The 22,089-nt window shown below is 36.6% G+C and carries 18 protein-coding genes; 9 read left to right on the forward strand and 9 right to left on the reverse strand.

Annotated elements, in window-relative coordinates:
• Positions 1–5: 5 nt before the first annotated feature.
• A complete protein-coding gene (locus tag ACFRAE_RS16205; RefSeq protein ID WP_422798221.1) occupies positions 6–1,766 on the reverse strand; it encodes an AMP-dependent synthetase/ligase in 1,761 nt (586 codons plus the stop codon).
• Positions 1,767–1,955: 189 nt separating this feature from the next.
• Between ACFRAE_RS16205 and ACFRAE_RS16210 the strand changes: the two genes are divergently transcribed.
• Positions 1,956–2,462: a hypothetical protein gene (locus ACFRAE_RS16210; protein WP_422798222.1), complete on the forward strand. Its 507-nt coding sequence runs from the start codon at positions 1,956–1,958 to the stop codon at positions 2,460–2,462.
• 55 nt (positions 2,463–2,517) lie between these two features.
• Here the strand turns inward: ACFRAE_RS16210 and ACFRAE_RS16215 are convergent, their stop codons facing one another.
• The 3 genes from ACFRAE_RS16215 to ACFRAE_RS16225 are packed head-to-tail and all read right to left on the reverse strand — an operon-like array spanning position 2,518 to position 5,641.
• On the reverse strand, positions 2,518–4,257 hold the full coding sequence (locus ACFRAE_RS16215; RefSeq protein ID WP_422798223.1) for a M61 family metallopeptidase: 1,740 nt from the start codon (positions 4,255–4,257) through the stop codon (positions 2,518–2,520).
• Positions 4,258–4,301: 44 nt separating this feature from the next.
• Positions 4,302–4,799, reverse strand: coding sequence for a dihydrofolate reductase (locus ACFRAE_RS16220; protein ID WP_422798224.1), 498 nt, complete (start codon positions 4,797–4,799; stop codon positions 4,302–4,304).
• 20 nt (positions 4,800–4,819) lie between these two features.
• On the reverse strand, positions 4,820–5,641 hold the full coding sequence (locus ACFRAE_RS16225) for a thymidylate synthase (RefSeq protein ID WP_422798225.1): 822 nt from the start codon (positions 5,639–5,641) through the stop codon (positions 4,820–4,822).
• Between the two features lie 114 nt (positions 5,642–5,755).
• Between ACFRAE_RS16225 and mtaB the strand changes: the two genes are divergently transcribed.
• Complete coding sequence (gene mtaB, locus ACFRAE_RS16230; RefSeq protein ID WP_422798256.1) at positions 5,756–7,075, forward strand: tRNA (N(6)-L-threonylcarbamoyladenosine(37)-C(2))-methylthiotransferase MtaB; 1,320 nt, start codon at positions 5,756–5,758, stop codon at positions 7,073–7,075.
• 344 nt (positions 7,076–7,419) lie between these two features.
• Here the strand turns inward: mtaB and ACFRAE_RS16235 are convergent, their stop codons facing one another.
• On the reverse strand, positions 7,420–8,331 hold the full coding sequence (locus tag ACFRAE_RS16235; RefSeq protein ID WP_422798226.1) for an EamA family transporter: 912 nt from the start codon (positions 8,329–8,331) through the stop codon (positions 7,420–7,422).
• A gap of 194 nt (positions 8,332–8,525) precedes the next feature.
• Between ACFRAE_RS16235 and ACFRAE_RS16240 the strand changes: the two genes are divergently transcribed.
• From ACFRAE_RS16240 to ACFRAE_RS16265, 6 genes are all read left to right on the forward strand, one after another.
• Positions 8,526–9,116, forward strand: coding sequence for a C40 family peptidase (locus ACFRAE_RS16240; RefSeq protein ID WP_422798227.1), 591 nt, complete (start codon positions 8,526–8,528; stop codon positions 9,114–9,116).
• Between the two features lie 130 nt (positions 9,117–9,246).
• The gene (locus ACFRAE_RS16245) at positions 9,247–9,747 is read left to right on the forward strand and encodes a hypothetical protein (protein ID WP_422798228.1); all 501 of its coding nucleotides are present in this window, start codon (positions 9,247–9,249) and stop codon (positions 9,745–9,747) included.
• Positions 9,748–9,984: 237 nt separating this feature from the next.
• Positions 9,985–10,710: an MIP family channel protein gene (locus ACFRAE_RS16250; protein WP_422798229.1), complete on the forward strand. Its 726-nt coding sequence runs from the start codon at positions 9,985–9,987 to the stop codon at positions 10,708–10,710.
• A gap of 171 nt (positions 10,711–10,881) precedes the next feature.
• Positions 10,882–12,720, forward strand: coding sequence for a DNA polymerase III subunit gamma/tau (locus ACFRAE_RS16255; protein WP_422798230.1), 1,839 nt, complete (start codon positions 10,882–10,884; stop codon positions 12,718–12,720).
• A 79-nt stretch (positions 12,721–12,799) separates the two neighbouring features.
• On the forward strand, positions 12,800–13,582 hold the full coding sequence (gene rlmB / locus ACFRAE_RS16260; protein ID WP_422798231.1) for a 23S rRNA (guanosine(2251)-2'-O)-methyltransferase RlmB: 783 nt from the start codon (positions 12,800–12,802) through the stop codon (positions 13,580–13,582).
• Positions 13,582–14,187, forward strand: coding sequence for an HPP family protein (locus ACFRAE_RS16265; RefSeq protein WP_422798232.1), 606 nt, complete (start codon positions 13,582–13,584; stop codon positions 14,185–14,187). The genes rlmB and ACFRAE_RS16265 overlap by 1 nt, the downstream gene beginning before the upstream one ends.
• Positions 14,188–14,747: 560 nt before the next feature.
• On the opposite strand, the gene ACFRAE_RS16270 is transcribed toward ACFRAE_RS16265, so the two are convergent.
• Positions 14,748–16,544, reverse strand: a complete 1,797-nt coding sequence (locus ACFRAE_RS16270; RefSeq protein WP_422798233.1) for a DEAD/DEAH box helicase — start codon at positions 16,542–16,544, stop codon at positions 14,748–14,750.
• A 467-nt stretch (positions 16,545–17,011) separates the two neighbouring features.
• On the opposite strand from ACFRAE_RS16270, the gene ACFRAE_RS16275 reads away from it, so the two are divergent.
• Positions 17,012–18,496, forward strand: coding sequence for an amino acid permease (locus ACFRAE_RS16275; RefSeq protein WP_422798234.1), 1,485 nt, complete (start codon positions 17,012–17,014; stop codon positions 18,494–18,496).
• A gap of 358 nt (positions 18,497–18,854) precedes the next feature.
• On the opposite strand, the gene ACFRAE_RS16280 is transcribed toward ACFRAE_RS16275, so the two are convergent.
• The 3 genes from ACFRAE_RS16280 to ACFRAE_RS16290 form a co-directional block, all read right to left on the reverse strand.
• Positions 18,855–20,183 (reverse strand): OmpA family protein, encoded by a 1,329-nt coding sequence (locus tag ACFRAE_RS16280; protein ID WP_422798235.1) that lies wholly within the window; start codon positions 20,181–20,183, stop codon positions 18,855–18,857.
• 102 nt (positions 20,184–20,285) lie between these two features.
• Positions 20,286–21,140, reverse strand: coding sequence for a universal stress protein (locus ACFRAE_RS16285; protein WP_422798236.1), 855 nt, complete (start codon positions 21,138–21,140; stop codon positions 20,286–20,288).
• Positions 21,141–21,145: 5 nt separating this feature from the next.
• Complete coding sequence (locus ACFRAE_RS16290) at positions 21,146–21,979, reverse strand: universal stress protein (protein WP_422798237.1); 834 nt, start codon at positions 21,977–21,979, stop codon at positions 21,146–21,148.
• Positions 21,980–22,089: the final 110 nt, after the last annotated feature.

Consider the following 22,089-nt stretch of genomic DNA (forward strand, 5'->3'; position numbering starts at 1 on the left):
ACCTGTTATTCCGTATATATTCCTTGGATTATATGCTCATTTTTTTGATAAATGACTTTACGTTTCAAGCTTAATTTAGGCGTCAATTCTCCCGCATTAATGGTCCAGTCGTTAGCAAGTAATCTGAATTTTTTAATTTTCTCCCATTGACCAAAGTTACTATTTGCTTGTGAGATTATTTGATCGTATTTAGCTAATACTTCCTCTTGCTGAATAGCTTCTTCTTTGGATCCATATGGAATACCTTTATGTTGACAATATTTTTCCAATTCTTCATAAGCAGGAACAATTAGGGCTGCCGGGAACCGTTGGTTTTCCCCTATAACCATAACTTGCGCGATTAACGTAGATTCCATGAGTTTATTTTCTAGAACTTGCGGAGCTACATATTTACCACCTGCTGTCTTAAACATTTCCTTTTTCCGATCGGTAATGCGCAAAAACCCATCCGAAGTTAATTCACCAATATCTCCAGTATGAAAATAACCTTCTGCATCGATAGCCTCTTTGGTTGCTTCATCGTTTTTATAATACCCGATTGTGATACTGGGGCCTTTCACTAAAATTTCACCATCAGGAGCAATTTTAACATCCAAATTATTCAGTACGCGACCCACAGTTCCAAATTTGACATCCTCCACTTTCCATGAATTCACGGCAATAACTGGAGACGTTTCTGTGAGTCCATAGCCTTCCAAAACTTTAATATCTGCAGCCCAAAATACACGGGCTAAACGTTCTTGTAAGGCAGCACCACCAGAAATAATTAATTTAATATTCCCTCCTAAAGCCTCTTTCCATTTCGAAAAGATCAATTTCCTAGCGATGCCTAATTGAAAATTATACCAAGCAGAATTCACATTTGGCTCCTGATACTTCAGTCCTAAATTTAAGGCCCAAAAAAACAAGGTTTTTTTAATTCCTGTTAAATTTTTACCTTTTTCTACAACTTTATCGTATACTTTTTCTAAAACTCGTGGAACTGTAGTAAACAAATCGGGTTTTACCTCATTAATATCTTGTACGATATTGTCTAAGTTTTCCGCATAATAAATTTGAACGCCCTTAGATAAATACAAGTAAACCACCATACGTTCGAATATATGGCATAAGGGTAGGAAACTAAGTGCTTTTTTAAATTCTGAGGTGACCAAATGGTTACAGGCACTCACATTACTAATGATATTTAAATGCGTTAAAAAAACCCCCTTGGGTTTCCCTGTAGTACCAGATGTATAAATCAAGGTAAGTAAATCCGCTGATTTTACCGCATCTCGGTATGGTTTTAAATCGATGGATTGCGCATTTGCTAGTTGCGTAAGTTCATGAAAAGAAGATCGACCAGCTATTTCATCAAAAGTGTAAAGATCTAGGCTTAGGTTGTTTTCTTTTAAAGCCATATCTGCTTTTTGCGCCAGTTCTTCATTGCTTGTGAACAATAGTTTAACCTCCGCATCATGCATGATATAAATAAGATCTTGATTTGATAAAGTAGGATAGAGGGGGACCACAGCTATACCTATTTGGTTACAAGCAAAATCAATCATATTCCATTCGGGTCTATTTCCCGACATGATGGCCACTCGATCTCCTTTTTGCAAGCCTTTCGCTAGAAATCCTCTACTTAGTTGATCAACAATTTTTATAAATTCATCGGTGGAATAGGTCTTCCAACTATTGTTTGCCCGACCAGCTAACATGATATCTTTAGCGAAATGTTGTTGGTAATGTTCTAAAAGGTCGTATAATTTTACAAAATTGTTCATGAGTATCTCTCCTCTTATAAAACTTAATGCGGGTTCATAAATACATTAGGTATGACTAATATAAAATTTTTAAATCATAAACTATGCTTGCAGAATAATATTTTAACCTAAAACATACCGTTTGACAGTTTTTACCGTTTAAAAATTTATGGTTACATTTGGTATGAATTTAAACGAACATTAAATACGATGAATAAAATTTTAAAACTGACATTGCTTATTGCTATTACTGTAATTATTTCTAATTTTTCAGCTTCTGCCCAATTACCTACACAACATGCTATTGGAGCACGATTTGGTTCAGCTACAGGTATCACATATCGCTATACGTTATCCCCAGAAAGAGCAGTGGAAGGTATTCTGAGTATTCAAAGTAACTCAAACTACAGCCGTTTTCGGTTGGTTGGTTTATACCAATACCATAAACCTTTGATCGATGATTTATCTTGGTTTTATGGCTTTGGTGGATCTGTAGGTTCTTATACTGGAAAGGCACATACCGATGCAAATGGAAATCGCTTTGATAAATATTCGCAGACAAGTATCAGTATCGATGGTATTGTAGGGATAGAATATAAAATTCCGAGTGCACCTATTGCGATTTCTCTTGATGCAAAACCTTATTTTGATATTATTCAAAGTTCAGGATTCAACTTTGTTGATGGCCTGGGCTTCTCGGTAAGATATACATTCTAAAACCCAAAAAAGTCCCTATTCAAATAGGGACTTTTTTGTTAAATGTTGTTAAAGCTTATCCAATAGACAACCAGATATTCCCTAACCTACGCTGCTCTTCTGTGGCAGATTCTAATCGGTTGATTAAATACGATACCTTATCACTAGCCATTAATGTCACTGGAATTTCCTTGATTAATCCATCTCGAGCTATTAATATTTGCAATACATCGCCTACTTGGCCATAAGCCAGAGCTTGATCCATTTCCCGCCCTTGATTATCCAATCGGTTATTGTTTACCGCAATAATTTCATCATCTACATTTAATCCAGCGGTCCATGCCGAAGAATTTCGGTCTATATTTTTGATGATCGTTTTAGCGTCTTGATGACTTACTTTAATACCTAAACTTGCTGTTTGATTGGCTTGATTCTGATCTATAAATTGATACCCAACTCGATTGAAATAGCTGTTGTAATCCAATTCTTCAGTTTCGTATGCCGCATTAAAAATAGGCTGTAATGAAACTTGGGTTACTTGTTCTGCTAAAGCTAAAAACTCTTGTTCTTCAATTCCGCGATTTTCAATCAGGTAAAATTGTTCATATGCAGCTTTCATTACATCGTCTAAGCGGTGTTTTCCGGCCGATTGAGCAATGATGTGTAAGTCGATCACACAAGCAAGCATAGCCCCTTTATTGTAGTAAGAGATGCTGGAATTTGGTGAATTTTCATCTGGACGGTACTGCTTAATCCATGCATCAAAACTAGATAATCCAACAGATTGTACTTTTCGGCCTGCGCGGTTCAATACCAAGTTAAACTCGACTACTAATTCATTGAGGTATTCTTGTTCATTTCGAAAGCCACACCTTCTTGTGATCAAATTGTCATAATACGCGGTAAAACCTTCGAAGATCCAGAGTAAAGCGGTGTAATTTTCTGCTTCATAATTAAATGGCCCTAGGTTTTTTGGACGCAGACGTTTGACATGCCATAAATGAAAGTATTCATGGGCAACAAGACTTAGGAAGCTTTGGTATCCTTGATTACTTTGATATCCGGAACGGGATGCTTGTAGTACTGTTGAATTCAAATGTTCAAGTCCGCCATGAGCACTTTGATAATTATGGGTAATGAATAAGTAATAATCATTTGGGTTGGAACCCCAAATTTTTGTTTCCTCTTCCACTATTTTAGTGATATCGTCTGTCAACCGCTGTTTATCATAATTTGCGGAGCCTACCATCGCAAATTCATGGCGTATTCCAGCGGCTTCAAAAGTCCAAGTATCCTGATTGCCGATTTCTATTGGGGAATCGAAAAGGATATCAAAATTTGTTGCCAAATAGGAGTTGTCGGCTCTATTTAATAAAGATAAACCCGAAGAAATTTTAGTCCAAATGGCAGGTAAGGTAATTTGCACTTCTATGGCATGATCGAGGTAATCGTCCAAGTAAAGAAAAGTTCCTGCCGGACTGATAAAGGCATGGGACTCATCAATAAAATTCGTGCGTACAGATTTCTCAAAACCATATAAGCGATAGGAAATTGATACCTCACGCTTATTGGAATATACTCGCCAACCATTTTTTTTGGATTTTTCAATCCGCAAAGGCAATCCGTCCTGATCTACTGCTTCAAATTGTTCTAGGTTTTTTGAAAATTCCCGGATGAGGTAGGATCCTGGTGTCCAAACCGGCATTTTCAAATCTATAATTTCTTCTTCAAATCCTTGAAGTTGTAGGTTCACTTCCACGTAATGTGCATGTGGCTCGATGAAAGATAACTGATATAGAATGCGACTTTTACTCATGCTTAACTGTTTTAACATATAAAAGGGAAGTCCATTTGACCTCCCTATTTTCTTGTGTATACTTCGAATGTATAATCAAATGGATGTTTTTCATCTTGATGTTGAGGCTCACTACTTTCCAATTGCCATTCTTCCTCATTTAATACGGGGAAAAAGGCATCGGCCTCTAAAATTTGAGTATGTACCCGAGTCAATAAAACTTTATTGGCTAAGGGTAATGCTTGCTGGTAAATTTGAGCACCACCAATGATGAAAACCTCTTGCTCATCTCGGCAATAAGAAAAGACATCTTGCAAACTGTTGGCCACATCGACATCTTCAGGTAAATAGGTATGCTGCCTGCTTATGATGATATTTCTTCTCCCTGGTAAAGGTTTTCCAATGGATTCAAATGTTTTTCTCCCCATTACAATGGAATGATCCATCGTGGTGGATTTAAAGTATTTAAAGTCATTTGGAAGATGCCATGGCATTTGGTTTCCTTTTCCAATGGCGTTATTTTCAGCTGCAGCTACAATAAGGGTAAGTGTTGGATATGTCATATAAATATTCGTCGGCAAAATTAAACAGCTACAGGCGCTTTGATATGTGGATGACTTTCGTAATTTAACAATTCAAAATCTTCAAACTTAAAGTCGAAAATATCGTTTATTTCTGCATTGATTTTCATGGTCGGTAATGGTTTTGGATCCCGACTTAATTGCAATTCCGTTTGTTCAAAATGATTGCTATAGATATGGGCATCGCCAAGGGTATGCACAAATTCAGCGGCTTCCATATCGCATACCTGAGCCACCATCATAGTTAACAAAGCGTAGGAAGCAATATTAAAGGGAACTCCTAAAAATATATCCGCACTACGTTGGTATAATTGACAAGAAAGCTGCGGTTTTAAAATTCCTTTTTCAGGTTGCGCAGGTGCAACATAAAATTGAAAGAATGCATGACAAGGAGGCAAAGCCATATGCTCAATTTCGGCAACATTCCATGCAGAAACAATGATCCTTCTTGAATCAGGACTATTTTTCAATTGTTGAATTACTTGCTTTATCTGGTCAATGGTTCCACCTTCAGGCTTGGGCCATGACCTCCATTGAGAACCATAAACCGGACCTAAGTTTCCATTTTCATCCGCCCATTCGTCCCAAATGCTTACGCCATTTTCTTTCAAATATTGAATATTAGTTTCTCCTTTCAGAAACCAAATTAATTCGTGGATAATCGACCTGATGTGTAATTTTTTAGTAGTAACCAAGGGAAAACCGTCCTTCAGATTAAAACGCATTTGATACCCAAATACACTTTTGGTTCCAGTTCCAGTTCTATCAGTTTTTTCCACACCTGTTGTGTACACTTGATTTAGGAGATCTAAATACTGTTTCATAGTTTACATTCTAAAAAATATAGCTACGAAGATACCTTTTTTTAAATCATGAAAATATCACAATTTTTCAACAACTCACATTTTAAGTCTTTTTGCTTATTTTTGCAAAATATCATGGTAAAAAAAGTTGCTTTCTATACATTGGGGTGTAAGCTGAATTTTTCAGAAACATCATCCATAGGTCGTATTTTCAAAGATGGAGGGTATGAAACGACCCCTTTCAACAGTCCTGCGGACGTGTATGTTATTAATACTTGTTCAGTGACTGAACATGCTGACCGCAAGTGTAGAAAGGTCGTGAAGGAGGCTTTAAAGCATTCTCCCAATGCCTACATTACTATTGTAGGATGCTATGCACAGCTTAAGCCAAAAGAAATATCAGAAATCCCTGGGGTGGATATGGTTTTGGGAGCTGCAGAGAAATTTAATATCCTTGAACACATCAATGACCTAACCAAGAATGCCAAAGCGGTCGTTCATAATGCACCTATAGATGAGACCCATCAGTTTGTGTCTGCATTTTCCATTGGCGATCGTACACGTACCTTTCTTAAAGTTCAAGATGGCTGTGACTATTCCTGTACCTTCTGTACCATTCCATTAGCTCGAGGGGCTAGTCGTTCTGGAAGTATTGAATCCATTGTACAGCAAGCCAAAGAGATTGTTCGCTCGGGGGTGAAGGAAATAGTGCTTACAGGAGTAAATATTGGTGATTATGGTGTTCGTGATGGTAAAAGACAAGATCGTTTCGTCGATTTAGTAAAAGCGTTGGATGAGGTGGAAGGGATAGACCGTATTCGAATATCCAGCATAGAACCTAATTTATTAACCAATGAAATCATTGAATTTGTTGCGCAATCGAAACGTTTTGTGCCTCATTTTCATATGCCATTGCAATCCGGAAATAATAAAGTCTTGGCGCAGATGAGGCGTCGATATAAGCGCGAATTGTATGCCGAAAGGGTCAATAAAATTAAATCGCTAATGCCTAATTGTTGTATTGGGGTGGATGTTATTGTAGGATTTCCAGGCGAGACTCGTGAAGATTTTATCGATACTTACAATTTCTTAAATGAACTAGATATTTCTTATTTACATGTATTTACCTATTCAGAGCGAGAAAATACAATAGCCTCCCAAATGGAAGGCGCTGTTCCTGGTGCTCAACGCAGTGATCGAAGCAAAATGTTACATATTCTTTCCGATAAAAAACGAAGATCATTTTACGAATCTCAATTGCAAAGTACAGGCGATGTCTTGTTTGAAGGTGATGAAAAAGATGGCTATATGCATGGATTTACAAAGAACTATGTGAAAGTTCGTACCTTATATGATCCATTATTAGTGAATGAAGTAATACCTGTTAAACTCTTGTCTATCAGTGAACAAGGCGATGTAGATGTCGAAGAACTACCAGAAGTTCTGGCTCACTAAATTGCCTAGAGTCAGATTTTAATAAAAAATATTCAAAATTTTGCGTTTAACTTCCTTGGCTTTTTAAAGCAAGGAAGTTTTATATGACTTAACCTTCCATGCTTGTTTTAGCCGCATCTTCTTCGGATCTTCTTTGGAGATGAATCGGATCAGGGTTTGATTTATCCGAACAATATCCGTCTTAGTGACGAAGGAGCATGGGATAAAATACGTAACCATGGGCTTTAGTTCCAAAGCCTGATAAACATTTTTTAAGAGGACTTGCAAAGAATCAGGTATTCCATATACCTTCAGCGCATAAAGTGTTCATACAGTAAATAAATGCAGATTGCGTGCAATTCGCTTTAGGCAGTCAATGAGTTGGGTTTATTAAACATATTTTTCCAAACAATACAAGCTAGTATAAATAAAACACCAAGCCATTTAAGCCAACTGACGGACTCGTTTAATACAAAGTAGGACATGCATACCGCTATTGGAAGTTCGACGGCAGTTAAAACAGCTCCTAAAGAATATCCCGTCTTTGGCATTCCGTAGGCGAATAAAAGAGGGGGTATCACAGTTCCAAAAACAGCCAAAATAAGTCCATATACTTGAATATTTAGGAGGGTTTCTGCTTGAAACAGGGAGAAGGGTTGTAAAATTAAAATGATTAATAGCAATGCCCCCGTAATCATCAAGGCACTTTTATGTAAGACAGGGTAATCATTTCCAATGCGTCCACTAAGAATAATAAAAATAGCATATGCTGTAGCTGCTAATAAACCATAAATAATCCCTTCCAAAGAAAATGAATCAATGGGATCTTCCATCAATCCTGTAGCAAGAATGGTTCCACCCAATATGCAGATGATCAATACGATTTGAGAGATGCTAGGTTTGATTTTAAATACCATTAATTCGAGCAGTTGCCCGATCCATATATATTGCATTAATAAGACAATGGCCATAGATGCGGGGACTAATTCTACACTTTTATAATATAAAATACTGACGAGTCCGGTACATGATCCGCTTGCAATGACTTTCCAAGTGGGAGTTTTGCTTGTGTTATTTAAAATGGCTTGCTTATTTGCCTTCCTGATCTTGACGATTAGCCATAATACCCATAAAATAAATGCGCCTAAGGCAGCTTGTATACCCGTCACTTCAGCTAATGTAAATCCTTTTTCGTAAGCAAGTTTTACAAATGTGGAAAGGATTCCAAAACTTGCTGCACCGATGAAGACAGCGATTGCCCCTTGTTTCTTTTTCATGAACTGCAAAATAAAAGAAATGTTCCTGGAATACCGGAAATATTTTCGTTCTTGACAATCCGCGGATTATTTTGAATCATATGAAAATTAAATGAATTTAAGTTTATTGTTTTTTATTCTTCATTTTTTAAATCACAATTGTGGATAACTACGGTTTGTATTTTCTATCGTCTGCCGATATCTTTGTTTGATTGATGGAAAAACTCATTAGACATATCCTTTTAATATTTGCAGGTACGCTGTTTTTGTATTCCTGTGGGGTTAAGAAAAAATCAACGACCCTGGTTTCGCCAGGTACTGTAACATCGCGTTCTGATGCCCCATTGACAGATGCTAGTGATGCAAGAGAAAAAACATTCGATGGAAATCGCTTGGAAAACTATGCCTCCTTGTTGGGGGTGAAAAGTAAAGATTTGGACAATAAAGACCTATATTATCTGATAGATGAATGGATGGGTACACCGCACCGTTTAGGTGGTTTGGATAAAAAAGGGGTGGATTGTTCCGGATTTGTGAGTATGTTGTATGATAAGGTTTATGGAAAAAATTTGGCTAGAACCTCCAGAGATATGGCCGAAAATCTGAAAAGAAAATATGATCATGAACTTAAGGAAGGTGATTTGGTGTTTTTTTCATTTGCTGGTCGATCGATAGATCATGTGGGTATTTACCTCCATAATGGTAAGTTTGTACATGTATCCACTCGGAAAGGGGTGATTATCTCCAACTTGAATGATAGCTGGTATGCAAAATATTTGACCCGTTGCGGTACTCCAAAAAGCTAATCTATTTTTACAGTATTTCTGCAGCTTTCTAGATTAATTGTAATCTCAATGTAAATAGGTTTATAAAACAAATTTGGGGACAAAAGTTGTTTTTAAATCCTTATTTTTGTGCAAAATTTGTAATTCAGCTATGTCAGAAAAAACAAAAAGAATTTTTTTAGGTCTTTGTATTATTGTTCCATTTTTAATCTATTGTGTGTATTATTATTCGGCAATGGTTAAGAATGCACCTTACCGATTTTCAGATTTTGAATCCATCGAAGTGTCTTATGGATTTCCAGATTCTATGTTGAATCATTACGATTCGAAAACAAAAGCCTATTCTTATTTAACCAAAGAAGGAGAATTGATTCATGACACCTTGAGGTTACGTGATGATGATTTGCTGTACTTACACCGCAAAGCGCAAGAATTGGGATTTTGGAATGTCGATAATGATATGACCCTTCCTGATTCCGAGCGTCAAAATGGAAAACGTGTTCCAAGGTACAAATTGACTTTTACCTATAAAGAAAAATCTAAAACAGTCATCATGGATCCAGATTATAATGGAAATCCAAAAATGTTAGAAGCTGCGCGTACGACTGTTGATGAGGTCATGCGTATGATGGCGAGTGTCAAAGCTAGATAGAAATAATATTCATTTTTTAATTTATTCTTAACGATTACTTTAAAAAACACGCCTACTTTTGAACTAAGTAATTTGTTTCAATAAATTGTTTGGTGAATAAAGGTTATTAGGTAAAACAATTTGAGGTCGATGTGATATCGGCCTTTTTTTTTACCTGTAGTTTAAGTGCTACTGAATAATAATATTTATTAGGAAAATCGGAGTGATTATTGTTAACTTTAACTAAATATATAAATTATGGAAACTAAAATCTCATCAAAATTTATTGCTGAACTGATTGGAACATTTGGTTTAGTATTATTCGGTTGTGGGGCAGCTGCAGTAGCAGGAGGAGACACTTTAGCGCAAACCTCTGGTTTAGGTTTGTTGGGAATTTCTCTTGCCTTTGGTTTATCAGTAGTGGTATTCGCTTATGCGATTGGAGGTATTTCTGGATGTCATATCAATCCCGCAGTAACAATTGGGGTTTTGGTAGCAGGTAAAATTTCATTTAAAGATGCAATCATATACATTGTAGCTCAAATTATCGGTGGTATTTTGGGTGCATTTGTATTAAAGACGATTTTAATGGGCCAAGTGAATGGGTTCACCGCAGGAGAGTGGGCGTATGGGTCTAATGGTTGGGGAGCAGGGTATCAGAATGAATACGATATGGTATCGTCATTTATTACCGAAACGATCTTAACAGCCATCTTCTTATTTGTTATTTTAGGGACAACCTCAAAAATAGGAAATGGAAATATGGCAGGCTTAGCCATAGGTTTTACCTTGGTACTTATTCATATGGTCGCTATTCCTATTACCGGTACCTCGGTAAATCCTGCACGTAGTTTAGGTCCGGCGCTTTTTGCTGGGGGTCAAGCTTTGTCGCAAGTTTGGTTGTTTTTTGTTGCTCCAATTATAGGTGCTATAGTTGGTGCTATCCTTTGGAAAATTACGAGTGCTGAAATTAAAGAAGCATAAATAGTCATTTAAGCGATGTTAATGGGGAGATACCTTGGTATCTCCCTTTTTTTTTAATAGTGTTCAAAGCCCTAATTTTTGTCCATTAAAATCCTAAATTTCTATCGTAAAAATTACCTGAGAATAGCGGAATAGATTTGTGGCAAATTATTTAAATGATTACCTTCGTGTATGGATAATTTTATTGTTTCTGCACGAAAATATAGACCAGCCACGTTCGATTCTGTCGTTGGGCAGCAACATATTACAGGGACCTTAAAAAACGCCATACAACATCATCAATTAGCACAGGCATTTCTGTTCTGTGGACCCCGAGGAGTTGGTAAAACAACCTGTGCTCGTATCCTAGCTAAAACCATCAATTGCGAGCAAATTTCTGAGGATATAGAGGCTTGTGGGACTTGCGAAAGTTGTAAGTCATTTCAAAATGGAAATTCTTTCAGTATTCATGAATTAGATGCCGCATCTAATAATTCTGTAGAGGATATTCGTTCATTAATCGAACAAGTTCGTATACCTCCGCAAACTGGGAAATATAAAATATATATTATTGATGAGGTTCATATGTTGTCTCAAGCAGCATTCAACGCGTTTTTAAAGACGCTAGAAGAACCACCATCGTATGCCATTTTTATTCTTGCGACTACTGAAAAACATAAAATCCTACCAACGATTTTATCAAGGTGTCAAATTTTTGATTTTAATCGAATCAAGGTAGAGGATATGGCCAATCATTTGAGTTCAATAGCTTTAAAAGAAGCTATTGCTTTTGAGCTGGATGGCTTGCATGTAATTGCTCAAAAGGCTGATGGAGGTTTGCGGGATGCTTTATCCATGTTTGATCAAATTGTCAGTTTTTCCAATAAGAATTTAACCTATCAGTCAGTCATTGATAATCTGAATATTTTAGATTATGATTATTATTTCCAACTGGCAGATGCTTTATATCAACAAGATGCAGCAGCTTCTTTGGTTATTTTTGATCAGATCTTAAATAAGGGTTTTGACGCTGGGCATTTTATTGCTGGGCTTTCTAGCCATTTACGAAACCTATTGGTTGTTAAAGATCCAGCGACTCTCAAATTGCTAGAAACGAGTGAAAATGTTAAAAAGAGGTATTTAGAACAATCTCAACAGTTATCGAGTGGATTATTGCTGTCAGCATTGAATATAGCGAATCAATGTGAGGTAAATTATCGAGTAAGTAAGAATCAACGCTTGCAAGTCGAACTCGCCTTGTTGAAGATATGCCATATTGCAAATGCGATACAATTAGCAGAAAACGGTTCATTAGCAATTGCTGATCTAAAAAAAAAACTCCCTGAATCAAGCGTAAATACCCCGAATGCTAAGCCTGTTTCAGCAACAGCAACGACTAGCTTTGAAACCCCGGTAGCCACAAAAATTGCGGCCTCCGCTACTGTGCCGGTGCAAAGTACAGCAAACAGTCAAGCATCAGTTTCTAAACCTGTATCCAATAGTACTGTTGCTCCAACGAATACGAGTCCTGTAGAATCGCCAAAGCCCGCTAGCAAAGGCTGGGGGAATATTAAATCAAGTCTGACGGTTCCTAACTTAAATACTATCCTCGATGACCAACAGGCTAAGGACGGAGATGAAATTGAATTAGTCGAGGGGAATGAATATTTAGAAATCAACCTAAATAATCTGTTGGGTAAATGGAATGCTTTTGCCGATAAATTGAAACGGGAACATAAAATTACCTTATTCACGATTATGACTGCAAATGCTCCAATTTTGGAGGGCACAACCATCAAAGTGGAGGTGGAAAATGGCGTTCAGATGGAAGAATTGAAATTGGGAAAAATTGATATGCTCAATTACCTCCGTATAGAACTGAGTAACTTTGCTTTGGATATACAAGGAGTCATGGTTGAAAGTACGAAGGAGCGTAAACCTTATACTTCTCAAGAAAAATATCAAGCTATGCTTGCAAAAAATCCACTATTAGACGATTTACGAAAAACCTTTGATTTAGGTCTCAGCTAATCCAATATCTTTGTTTATTTTTGTGGTTCTTTTCAAATGTATTAGGAAAGAATAATATCTTATTTTACAAAACAATAACATGCAACAATTTCAACGTAGGGATAAGCCAGCAGCTAGAGAATCGAATCAATTGGTATTTGGTACTCGTGCCGTAATGGAAGCAATAGATAGTGGTAAAGAAATCGAATCCTTATTTGTACAACGTGGATTATCAGGACCTCTATTTGCGGAATTTAAGGCGATGGTCAAAGAATATGACATCAGCTATCAACAAGTACCTATTGAGAAGTTAAATCGGATTACCCGGAAGAATCATCAGGGAATTATTGCCGTGATATCACCTATCACTTATCATAATATTGAAGAATTATTGCCTGCTATTTACGAAAAGGGAGAAACGCCTTTGTTGTTAATGTTGGATGGCGTCACCGATGTTCGGAATATGGGAGCTATTGCTCGTACTGCTGAATGTGCAGGAGTGCATGCGATCATCGTTCCTAAAAAAGGGTCTGCCGAAATTAATCCAGATGCCATTAAAACGTCTGCAGGTGCATTGTATAAAATCCCAGTATGCCGTCATGATTCCTTAGGGAAAGTAGGTAGATATTTAATAGAATCAGGGATTCAATTAGTGGTCAGTACGGAGAAAACACAAGATTCTATTTATGATGTAGATTACGCGATGCCTTCATGTATTATCATGGGCGCTGAAGATGTAGGTGTATCGGATGATTTGATTCGTATATCTGATAAACTTGCAAAAATCCCCATGTTTGGTGAAATTGAATCGTTAAATGTTTCGGTTTCTGCTGCCGTTGTCATTTATGAAGCAATACGCCAGCGTAATTTGCCAAGCGCGTAGTGACAAAAATAAAAAGGGCTATAAAAAGGCAATTAAGAGTTTACCGATATGTTTTTTATAAGGAAACATTAGTAGACTTTCGGGAGCATTTTTGGTCCTTTATTGGTGCTTTTATCGGGATTGCAAGTATTGCATTATTAAGTACCTTGCAATTTTCGGGCGTGGTACCTGTGTTCTTAATCGGTTCTTTTGGAGCTTCTGCAGTCTTAGTGTACGGAGCTATTCAAAGTCCATTGGCGCAGCCGCGAAATTTGCTACTAGGTCATGTTGTTTCGGCAATTATTGGCGTGACAGTAGCAAAATTACTTCCAGATAGCTTATGGTTATCTGCTGCATTGGCGGTAGCGCTATCTATAGTAGGAATGCAAATAGCCCGTTGTTTGCACCCACCTGGAGGAGCAACGGCCTTAATCGCGGTAACTGGTGGCGAACAAATTAGCAGTTTAGGGTATTCCTATGTCTTATTTCCAGTCTTAGCGGGAGCTATTTTACTTTTATCGGTAGCATTAATATTCAATAATATTACTAAAAACAGGCATTATCCTATAAAAAAATCTCGTTTACGTAGGTCTCGACGACGTGAATTGAAAAAAAGATTTCAATAAAATCTATTCAAACCTAGCGCTTTCTGTATCAGGCTTTTCTTTTCTAAGGTATTTTGCCGATTGATGGGCATGGTTAAGCTAGTGTTTTATTTGCTTCGTATTTATAAATATCAAGCATGATAGCAGGATTTTGAAATTCATTAAGGAAGATGATGAAGGTTTAATTTTCTTAAGTTTTGTGCTGCGAAAAAAAAATGAATCTGAAACTTGATGGGGGTATGAGTTGTCAACTACCGCAGGAAATATACGCCTGAGTTTCAAATTGTATTGCTATACCGGATGTCCACAGCAACTAAGCTTGCTTAGGTCTTTGATACAATTGCGGAGCTTAATGAATTTGTACCTAACACAGCTAGCAAGTTGAGCAAGGGAACGTAAAAACAAAGTGAAACGTAGATATTGACCTAAATATGTTTTCAGCGATAGTACTTTTATTTCCAAGAGCATGGGCTACTTGATTTTTCCATAGTTGGATGTACAAGATGCCTGTGTGAATGGTTGTTTTGAAAATTTAAGGAAATCAATAGGTATAAAAAAAGCTCCCTAAGGGAGCTTTTTTATTAGTATCTGCTTTTAGATTCTCTTCTTTTACCAGAGAAATCTTTAAATCCGCCTCCGGATCTTTCTTTACGTCCAGATCCGCTGCGTGAACCATTACGGTCACCACCACGATCAGAAGAACGATCAGAAGAGCGACGTCTACCACCACGATCAGATGATGAGGATGATGATCTGCCTTCTCCAGAAACTTCAATTCTTACACTTCTACCGTTATATTCAACTTCTTTGAAGCCTTGGAAAACTTTTTCCACTTCTTCATCTTGAACTTCGAAGAATGTAAATACACCTTTTAAATCAATTTTACCAATGGATTTGCCAGAGATCTTACTGTTGTTACAGATAAAACCTAACATTTCACCGCGGCTAAATTCATCTACAGAACCAAGGTTGATAAATAAACGCGTGAAACCTTTAGAGCTTGTTCGTCTAGATGAACCATCTTTTTCACGATCAAATTTAGTTTCTTTGCCATCGATGTTTAAATCGGGAGCGTTTTTGTAATAATTTAAGAACCTGTTGAATTCTAAAGATGCAAAACGTTTGATTACTTCTTCTTTCGTTAAGTCTTGTAAACTTTCTAAGATTTGAGGAAGAAATGTATTGATTTGATCTTCGTGAACTTCTACATTGTGCACATTGTCAACAATAGCAAATAATTGTTTTTCACAAACTTCAGTTCCTTGAGGCACTTGTTTGCGTACGAATTCTTTACCAATAATTTTCTCAATGTGACGGATTTTGCTCATTTCTTTAATGTTAATTAAAGAAATAGAAATTCCTGTTTTACCAGCTCTTGCTGTACGACCAGAACGGTGCGTATAGTTTTCAGTTTCATCTGGTAAAGAGTAGTTAATAACGTGAGTTACGTCGTTAACATCAATACCACGTGCAGCAACATCCGTTGCAATCAATAATTGAAGGTTACGCTCACGGTAACGTTTCATTACTTTATCACGTTGTTGTTGAGAAAGGTCACCATGTAAAGAATCGGCATTGTAGCCATCTTTAATTAATGCTTCAGCAATCTCTTGGGTTTCAATTTTGGTACGGCAAAATACAATACCAAAGATATCAGGATAATAATCAACAATACGCTTGAATGCAGCATATTTGTCTTTAGCCTTAATCATGTAATAATTGTGCTCAATATTCGCATTACCCGTATTTTTAGTACCAACCGTTAGTTCAACTGGATCGGTCATGTAATTTTGGGCGATACGACGCACTTCTTTAGGCATAGTTGCAGAAAACAACCATGTTTTTTTGTAATCAGGAGTTTCAGAAAGGATATTGTTAATATCTTCTTGGAAACCCATGTTTAACATTTCGTCCGCTTCATCAAGGACTACGTATTTAACTTTAGAAAAATCAATAGCATTTCTGCCAATGATGTCCAACATACGTCCTGGTGTAGCAACAACAATTTGTACTCCACGACGAATTTGTCTTAATTGGTCGCTGATGTTGGCACCACCATAGACGGCAACAACGTGTACATTATCAATAAATTTGGCAAATTTTTCTAGATCTCGTGCAATTTGCAAACAAAGTTCACGCGTTGGACAAAGCACCAATGCTTGAGGTTGTTTTACAGTAAAATCTAATTGTTCTAATAGAGGAAGACCAAATGCCGCTGTCTTCCCTGTACCTGTTTGGGCTAATCCGACAAAATCGTCGTTACCAGTCAGTAATACAGGAATGGCTTTTTCCTGGATGGGAGAAGGTTTTTCAAAACCTAACTCAGTGATGGCATTAACAATATCATGACGGATTCCCAGTTCTAAAAATGGGTTCATGAAATAATTTATACAATAGGCACAATTGCCTAAGGCGGTGCAAAGATAAGTACAATTATTGATAATTCCTATAAATCAAACATTTATATAATTTTTATTTCGATTTTTTTACCTAAAAAGAACTAATTTATTCATTTATTGAACGATATCATTTGATTTTAATGCTGAATGCTCTATCAATCGCATTTTAAAAACTTATTTTTTTAATTAATCTATATGGGATTTTCTATAAAAAAAGTCGAGTGTAGTTAATGGATTTTTGGATTTTAAATGGATTTGTGATTAGAAGTGTAAATAAATGCGTTTGAAAATAAATCAAATCTTAAAATAATTTATAACCTATTTTAATTAGTTTTATAGGTAAACAAATGTACGTTTGAATAAAATAATGACTTAATTATGATAAATTTCATTTGAATTTTTTAATTTTTTTGTAGGTTTGGTCCTATTACTTATTAATCTATTTTATGTGGTATAAAAAATCAATTACCAAATTAGTTTCAGAAGCTGAACAAAGTGGTGAAGGTACCTTAAAGAGAACATTATCAAGTTCAGGTTTAGTGGCCTTGGGTATTGGAGCTATTATTGGCGCAGGTTTATTTTCTTTAACTGGAATAGCTGCGGCCGATCATGCTGGTCCTGCGGTGATGTTATCCTTTATCATTGCAGCTGTAGGTTGCGCGTTTGCGGGTCTTTGTTATGCTGAGTTTGCATCCATGATTCCTGTGGCTGGCTCTGCTTATACGTACTCGTATGCTACGATGGGCGAGTTTATGGCCTGGATTATAGGATGGGATTTAGTATTGGAATATGCGCTAGCCGGAGCAACCGTAGCGGTAAGTTGGTCTCAATATTTTAATGAATTGATGATTATCATGGGGATTCATCTACCACCAGATTTGTTAGCTGGACCTTGGGAAGGTGGTATTATTAACTTACCTGCTATTATTATTGTATGTCTATTGTCTTTGCTGTTGATGCGAGGAACCCAAGAATCTTCTGCAGTAAATAATATTTTGGTGATCATGAAGGTTTGTGTTGTGATTTTGTTCATCGTATTGGGATGGCAATTTATCAACCCTTCTTACCATACACCATTTATTCCAACGAATGAAGGCGAAGAATTGCTGAAGAAGGGGGAAATCGGAATGCTGGATTTCTTTAAAGATGGCTACTTTGGTCATTATGGAATTTCGGGTGTTTTAAGAGCAGCGGCAGTGGTATTTTTTGCATTTATTGGTTTTGATGCGGTTAGTACAGCAGCACAAGAGGCTAAAAATCCTAAAAAAGGAATGCCAATAGGTATCATTGGTTCATTAATTATTTGTACCATCTTATACGTGTTATTTGCCTATGTAATGACGGGATTAGCACCGTATACAGATTTTAAAGGTGATGCAAAGCCAGTAGCTACCGCTTTTGAGAAAACCGGATATCATTTTTTAAATACGGCCATGATTGTGACGATCATCGCTGGTTATACCTCCGTTATTTTGGTTATGTTATTGGGTCAAAGCCGTGTGTTTTATTCCATGAGTAAGGATGGATTATTACCTAAAATATTTTCGGATTTATCTAAGCGTCAAACGCCTTGGAAAACGAATTTAATATTTATGGTTTTCGTGAGTATTTTTGCAGGTTTTGTTCCTGTATCTGATTTAGGACATATGGTAAGTATAGGTACCTTATTTGCATTCACTTTAGTTTGTGTGGGTGTATTGGTATTAAGAAAAACGAACCCTGAACTTGAACGTCCATTTAAAACACCACTTGTTCCACTTATACCTATTTTAGGTATTTTAGTATGTGTGGCGATGATGGCAGGATTGCCATTAGTAAGCTGGGAACGTTTAGGAATTTGGATGGCGATTGGCGTTGCTGTTTATTTTCTATATGGATATAGACACAGTGTGATTCGTAAAGAAAGAGAAGCTGAGAAATTAAAACAATAATTTTTCCTAATAAAAAGAAAGGGTCATTTACATTGTAGATGACCCTTTCTTTTTATTAAGCAAATTGGTTTTGTTCCATCAGCTCCCTAAAGCCTGCTACATCGGTTGTAAATAGGTTAGGGGATAGAGGAACGGCTGGTAAATGAACTATTGTCCTTCTACAGCTCAAGCTTTCCTTGTTGCATACAGGTTGCGCAATGAAGCTTTTTACTTATCCTGAAACAGCTAAGGCTTAATAAGGTCAAGATGTGAAAATCAGGGGTAAAGGAATTGGTTCTAAAATGTAGGAACAATAAAAAAGCTGCCCCGAGCGGAGCAGCTTCAACGTTATTTATTTTGTTGTTTAGTTATTTAAATACTAATAAAGGGTAAATTCAACACGTCTATTTTGTTGACGACCTTCTGCTGTAGCGTTAGTCGCAATGGGTTGGTTTGGACCATATCCAGTTGCTTCAATACGCGAAGCATTTGCTCCTTTGGATACTAAATAAGCTTTCACAGATTCTGCACGCTCTTTAGATAACCTTAAATTTGTTTGCATAGATCCTGTATTGTCTGTGTGTCCAGCAAGTTTTAAGCTGAAGTTTTTCTCAATAAGAAGTGCAGCTACACGATTTAATGACTCGTGTGAAGTAGGTCTGATAGTTGCTTTTCCTAAATCAAATTCTAGATTTTTGATTGCTTCATCCACTACTTTTTTATCTTCTTCGGTCACTACAATTTTCTCAACAACTTTAGTTTCATGTTTTATTTCCGGTAATGGACAGCCAGCTCCGTCAACTTTTACTCCTGCAGGAGTGTTCGGGCATTTGTCAAACTTATTAGCGACACCATCAGCGTCATCATCTTTCAAGTCGTTATTAATACCAGAAATTTCAGATTTTAATTGCTCATTTGCAGCAATAAGAGCATCACGTTCAGATTTTAACTCATCATACCCTTTTTTCAAGGTAGCTACGGGATTGCTGTTTCCTAAATAAGGTTTGCTTCCATCTCCTAAAGCGATTTCTAAACCAGCATGTGCATAAGAAAACAAGTCGTTTTTATAAGGCGTGCCTGTTTGACCATCAAAATCTTGGTTCGCCCAATTTAATTGGTAACCTAAATCTATATTGATTCCTTTAGCAACTGCGAATTTGAAACCTGCATCTACAGGAACAAATAATTTAGTTTGACTAGCAGCAGTGTTTGTTCCGGCAGCATCAGTTGTGGTGGTTTCAAAATTTAAAGCACCAACACCAATTGCGGCATAAGGTTTAATAAAACTGTTGAAGAATCTCCAATTGGTATTTGCTAATAAGAATTCACCTGATAAAGCTACAGACCATGGAGTTTTAGTCTCAAATTCAGAGATTTGGGTTGCTAACGCATTTTCATTTACGCCACCTACTTTTCCACCAAGGTATTGAGCTTTTAAACCAAAGGATGGAGAGATCTGCTTTTTAATGTAAGCGCTGTATCCCAGGTTGTGGTTTAGTTTGTCAAAACCATCTCTGTTGAATCCTAGAATGTTCGATTGATTTAATACACCGGCATTTATTCCGATTGACCAAGTTCTATATTCTGATGAAGGCCCTAAGAGGGTAGTTCCTTCTACAGAAGACTGGTTGGATTGAGCGAAAGAAGCTGCTGAGAATAATCCAGCAACAGCAAGCAAGCATGCTTTTTTTACGTAAATTGTTTTCATATTATAGTTTTTAAAACCTATGCTACTGAATAGGCAAATTTTTTGCCAAAACTTTTAAGTTTTGGCAAAAAATCAAAAATAATAAGAAATACTGTAGCTGTTTTACGATAGTACTCTCGCGAAAAAGGTTGGGATTTGAATGCTAAATGCTAATTTTTTAATTACATTCGATTCAGTTAATTGACGAAATACATTTTTCTTACTTTTTGTTAAAATTAAGATGTCTGCTTGCTCGTCTAATAACACGGTCGTGATTCCTTGCGCTACACTTTCTCTTCTACCCATAAAAAGAGTCTGTGGTTTAATGATGTAAGAAATGTCTGAAATATTCAATTCAGTTTCAATTCGATGAATCCATAATTTAAAATCTGCATCAATATCTTTTATTGCTCGGTCTTTATCATTTACATGAACTAAAATGAGCTGAAAGTCTGTTTTAAATAATGGAACCGCTTGATTTAAAGCGCTAATTTCTCCTTCTTTGAAGTTACAAAGTAAGGCTATTTTTTGTTTTTTATATTTTGTGGACTCTAAAGGTACCGCTAATACAGGGGTTTGCGTGTTTAAAATGGTGTCGTACGTATTACTACCAATAAAAACAGCTTCTAACCCTGAAGAACCTTTGGTCCCCATGACGATGGCATCATATGCGGATGAGCTAGTGGCATTTTTTAACTCATCGTACAAGTTGCCGTCTTTAAATGTGCCTTGAATGCTTAGGCTTGGAAACTCTGCTTGCAAAGATGCTATGCAATTTTCCATTTGTTGTCGTGCTTCAGGTATTCGCGGATCTTGAAGTGGTGCTGCATCTTGGACATTAATCAAATTGTTTGAATGTTCTGAGAATACATGAATTAATTCAAGTTCTTGTCCAGCATCTAAAGCTACTTGAGCTGCATATTTTAGAGCTACATCTGAATATGCAGAGAAATCTATAGGAATAAGTAATTTACCCATTATTATTAAATTTTATCAAAAAATGTAGGTTTTTCCAATTCTAATGCGATGGCTTTAGAAACGGAAGTTTTAAAAAGTCTCTCAAAAAAAGATTTTCGAGAAGGAGTAACTAAAATCATATCCGGATTAAGTTTACGAATAATATTACTTACCACTTCAGGAACAGTATCCAAGGTTTCATCGTCTTTATGAATAGGTTCTAGGATATAATCAATTTTTTCGGTAGGCATCATTTCACGGATATTGAAAATCCAATTTTCTACGGTTTCCAATACAGCCTGTTTTTGTTGACTATCCTTAAATACGTGAATTAACGTAAGTAACTGAGGATTACCGATACTTTGGGTGCAAGCTTTCAAGGTATCTAATTCTTCAGGCTTAAAATTCGTTAATAAAGCCACATGATGAGTGGACAAGGCTGTTTGAGTATTCGGGATGACAAGCACGGGGATGTCTGCTTGAGACGCGACTGCCATGGTTGTGCTACCCCAATAAATCGGTTGTGAAGTACTAGCACCAGATGCTCCCATAATAATGAGTTCAAATTCATTATTTCGAGATAATTCGGATAGTTTTTCTGTAATTAAGCTTCTAGTGCATTGAATGGTAACGGTTAATGCCGGAAAAGCCTGCGTTAATAGGGTTTTCCACTCCTGGATCTTTTCATCCGCTTTTAACGAGTTAGTCCGAAAAACATCATTATTTTCATCCAATACTGAGGAACTGGTGTAGCCATGTATTAGATGTACATTGTAGTTTTTTGAAGTGGCTAATTCGGCAGCGTATAAAGCAGCATAACGTGCATTTTCAGAAAAATCTGTTGGAACTAATATTGTCATTTATTGGATTTTTGAGATTTTTATATTTCTGTGTTAAATGTACTAAAATTATAGCTGAATCTTAGAATACTTGTGCTTAACTTCTCTTATTTCCTCTATTAAGTAGGAAA

Origin of the sequence: Sphingobacterium sp. HJSM2_6 (assembly GCF_049316305.1) — a bacterium.
Classification (GTDB): domain Bacteria; phylum Bacteroidota; class Bacteroidia; order Sphingobacteriales; family Sphingobacteriaceae; genus Sphingobacterium.

Coding starts and splice junctions, on each gene's coding strand:
- ACFRAE_RS16215 (WP_422798223.1), bottom strand. CDS start 4,257: ATGAGTAAAAGTCGCATTCTATATCAGTTATCTTTCATCGAGCCACAT.
- ACFRAE_RS16210 (WP_422798222.1), top strand. CDS start 1,956: ATGAATAAAATTTTAAAACTGACATTGCTTATTGCTATTACTGTAATT.
- ACFRAE_RS16270 (WP_422798233.1), bottom strand. CDS start 16,544: ATGAACCCATTTTTAGAACTGGGAATCCGTCATGATATTGTTAATGCC.
- ACFRAE_RS16245 (WP_422798228.1), top strand. CDS start 9,247: ATGTCAGAAAAAACAAAAAGAATTTTTTTAGGTCTTTGTATTATTGTT.
- ACFRAE_RS16235 (WP_422798226.1), bottom strand. CDS start 8,331: ATGAAAAAGAAACAAGGGGCAATCGCTGTCTTCATCGGTGCAGCAAGT.
- mtaB (WP_422798256.1), top strand. CDS start 5,756: ATGGTAAAAAAAGTTGCTTTCTATACATTGGGGTGTAAGCTGAATTTT.
- ACFRAE_RS16240 (WP_422798227.1), top strand. CDS start 8,526: ATGGAAAAACTCATTAGACATATCCTTTTAATATTTGCAGGTACGCTG.
- ACFRAE_RS16250 (WP_422798229.1), top strand. CDS start 9,985: ATGGAAACTAAAATCTCATCAAAATTTATTGCTGAACTGATTGGAACA.
- ACFRAE_RS16275 (WP_422798234.1), top strand. CDS start 17,012: ATGTGGTATAAAAAATCAATTACCAAATTAGTTTCAGAAGCTGAACAA.
- ACFRAE_RS16205 (WP_422798221.1), bottom strand. CDS start 1,766: ATGAACAATTTTGTAAAATTATACGACCTTTTAGAACATTACCAACAA.
- ACFRAE_RS16220 (WP_422798224.1), bottom strand. CDS start 4,799: ATGACATATCCAACACTTACCCTTATTGTAGCTGCAGCTGAAAATAAC.
- rlmB (WP_422798231.1), top strand. CDS start 12,800: ATGCAACAATTTCAACGTAGGGATAAGCCAGCAGCTAGAGAATCGAAT.
- ACFRAE_RS16285 (WP_422798236.1), bottom strand. CDS start 21,140: ATGGGTAAATTACTTATTCCTATAGATTTCTCTGCATATTCAGATGTA.
- ACFRAE_RS16255 (WP_422798230.1), top strand. CDS start 10,882: ATGGATAATTTTATTGTTTCTGCACGAAAATATAGACCAGCCACGTTC.
- ACFRAE_RS16280 (WP_422798235.1), bottom strand. CDS start 20,183: ATGAAAACAATTTACGTAAAAAAAGCATGCTTGCTTGCTGTTGCTGGA.
- ACFRAE_RS16290 (WP_422798237.1), bottom strand. CDS start 21,979: ATGACAATATTAGTTCCAACAGATTTTTCTGAAAATGCACGTTATGCT.
- ACFRAE_RS16225 (WP_422798225.1), bottom strand. CDS start 5,641: ATGAAACAGTATTTAGATCTCCTAAATCAAGTGTACACAACAGGTGTG.